This window comes from Mesorhizobium sp. M1A.F.Ca.IN.020.06.1.1 (assembly GCF_004023265.1).
Classification (GTDB): Bacteria; Pseudomonadota; Alphaproteobacteria; order Rhizobiales; family Rhizobiaceae; genus Mesorhizobium.
This window is the reverse complement of sequence record NZ_RZSR01000863.1, coordinates 1-2,584: the sequence shown is the minus strand read 5'-3', so window position 1 is coordinate 2,584 and position 2,584 is coordinate 1. Positions and strand designations below refer to the sequence as shown.

General features: G+C 66.2%; 3 protein-coding genes. 2 read left to right on the top strand and 1 reads right to left on the bottom strand.

The features are described from left to right. Positions 1-37: 37 nt before the first annotated feature. A complete protein-coding gene (locus tag EOA60_RS28170; protein ID WP_128312255.1) occupies positions 38-634 on the top strand; it encodes a TetR/AcrR family transcriptional regulator in 597 nt (198 codons plus the stop codon). 92 nt (positions 635-726) lie between these two features. Here EOA60_RS28170 and rpmE read toward each other — a convergent pair whose 3' ends face one another. After that, positions 727-948, bottom strand: a complete 222-nt coding sequence (gene rpmE, locus EOA60_RS28165) for a 50S ribosomal protein L31 (protein WP_040974396.1) — start codon at positions 946-948, stop codon at positions 727-729. A 205-nt stretch (positions 949-1,153) separates the two neighbouring features. Between rpmE and EOA60_RS28160 the strand changes: the two genes are divergently transcribed. Continuing rightward, positions 1,154-2,584: ABC transporter transmembrane domain-containing protein (locus tag EOA60_RS28160; protein WP_128312253.1), on the top strand; the 1,431-nt coding region annotated here is incomplete at its 3' end.

Genomic DNA, 2,584 nt, shown 5'->3' with positions numbered 1-2,584 from the left:
AGGCAGGGTAGCCGCGAAGCTCGACCAGGAAATCGCAATGCCCCGGCGAGCGCCGACGCAGCAGCGCAGCCGCGAGCGGGTCGAGCGGATGCTTGCCGCCGCCGCGGCGCTGATCGCCGAGCAAGGCAGCGATGCCATGCGCATGGGCGAGGTGGCGGAAAGAGCAGGGGTGTCGATCGGCTCGCTCTACCAGTTCTTTCCCGACAAGCGGGCGATCGTCTGGGCGCTGGCCGAGCGCTACACCGCCGAAAGCCAGACCTGCATCTCGGCGGCGCTGAAGGACGTCAGCGACGCCGAGGGGCTGAAGCGGGCGTTTTCGGAGCTGGTCGACATCTATTACGGGATGTTCCTGGCCGAACCGGTGATGCGCGACATCTGGTCGGGCACGCAGGCCGACAAGGCCTTGCGCGAACTCGAACTGGCCGACAGCCGGGCCAATGCCCGATTCCTCGTCGCGGTGCTGAAGCGGTTGCGTCCCGGCGCAGATACCGTGGCGATGGAGACGGCGGCGCTGCTAGTCTGGCAGATGGGCGAGGCGGTCATGCGGCTGGCGATCTCCGTCGACCGGGAGGAGGGCGACAGGCTGGTCGCGGCCTATAAGCGCATGGCGCTGCGGGAGCTGGTGGAAGGGTAGGTACAACCTGGTCGGGTTTCCCGCAGCGTCTGTGGCCAACAAAAAACCCGCCTCGGAGGCGGGTTTTTGATCTGCGACACGTTTAGAAAGGCTTAGAGGCCGAAACCTTCGAAACGCTTCTTGAACTTCGACAGGCGGCCGCCGCGGTCGAGCAGGGTCTGCTGGCCGCCGGTCCAGGCCGGGTGCGTGGTCGGGTCGATGTCGAGGTTCATCGTGTCGCCTTCCTTGCCCCAGGTCGAGCGGGTCAGGTATTCGGTGCCGTCGGTCATGACGACCTTGATGGTGTGGTAGTCGGGATGGATATCGGCCTTCATTGTCGTGTTCCTGGCTTGCCGGCGCTGGTGACGGGCCGATGGCCTGCGTCGATGCGCCCCTTTTTAAAACTCGAAGCCGCAGCTAATGAAAAGCCACGGCTTCTAAAACGGTCGGCGAGCCTATACATCAGCCGGAATTGAATCACAAGGCCGCGGCAGGCGCATATTGAAGCGCATGACGAACACGCGGCCAGAGGAAACGCTCATGGCGGATATTGGTGTCAGTGGTGACGAGCGCAGGCGCTCGGTCCGGCCGCTCAGGGCCCTTTTTCCGTACGTCATGCAGTACCGCAAACTGGCGGTCGGCGCGATCATATCGCTGATCGTTGCGGCAGGGACGACGCTGGCCCTGCCGATGGCCGTGCGGCGCATGATCGATCACGGCTTCCAGGCGGCGGGCACTACCTTCATTGCCGAGTATTTCGCCGCGCTGGTGCTGATGGCGGCCGTGCTGGCGGCGGCGTCCGCCAGCCGCTACTACTTAGTCATCACGCTCGGCGAGCGGGTCGTCGCCGACATCCGCCGCGATGTCTTCTCCCATGTCACGACGCTCTCGCCGGCCTTTTTCGATCGCTCGCAGTCGGGCGAGATCGTGTCGCGGCTTGCCGCGGATACCACGCAGGTGAAGTCGGCGGTCGGCGCCACGGCATCGGTCGCGCTGCGCAATCTCATCCTCGGCGTCGGTGCCGTGGCGATGATGGTCTTCACCAGCCCAAAACTGTCCGGCCTGGTACTGGCCGCCATCCCGCTGATCGTGCTGCCGCTCGTCGCCTTCGGCCGTTCGGTGCGGCGCAAGTCGCGGCTGGCGCAGGATACGCTGGCGGAAGCCACTGCCTATGCCAGCGAGCAGATCGGCGCCGTGCGCACGCTGCAGGCCTTCACCAACGAGAAGCTGGTGACGGGGCGCTTCTCGGCCGCCGTCGAGGCCGCCTTCGAGGCGGCGCGCACGTCGGTCTTCGCCCGCTCCTTTCTCACCTTCTTCGCCATCTTCATGATCTTTTCATCGGTGGTGGCGGTGCTCTGGTTCGGCTCGCGCGACGTGCTTGCCGGCACGATGTCGGCCGGCACGCTCGGCCAGTTCCTGCTCTATTCGGTGTTCGCCGCCGGCGCACTCGGCGCGCTGTCGGAAGTGTGGAGCGAGCTGTCGCAGGCGGCGGGCGCCGCCGAGCGTCTGACCGAGATCCTGGCCGAGAAGCCCGCCATTCAGGCGCCCGCCGATCCGCAGCCGCTGCCGGCCAAGGCCAAGGGCGCGATCAGCTTTGACGATGTCTCCTTCTCCTATCCCGCGCGGCCGGACCGGGCCGCCGTGCATGGGCTGAGCTTCCAGGTGAAGCCCGGCGAGACGGTGGCGATCGTCGGTCCTTCGGGCGCGGGAAAAAGCACCGTCTTCTCGCTTATCCTGCGCTTCTACGATCCGGAGAGCGGCCGTGTCGTCATCGACGGCGTCGATCTGCGCCAGGCCGATCCGGCCGCAATCCGCCAGCGCATCGCCATCGTGGCGCAGGACGTCACCATCTTCGCGGCCAGTGCTGCCGACAATATTGGCTTCGGCCGGCCGGGCGCCAGCGATGCCGAGATCGAGGCGGCGGCAAAGGCGGCGCTTGCCGACGAATTCATCGGCAAGCTTGAAAAGGGC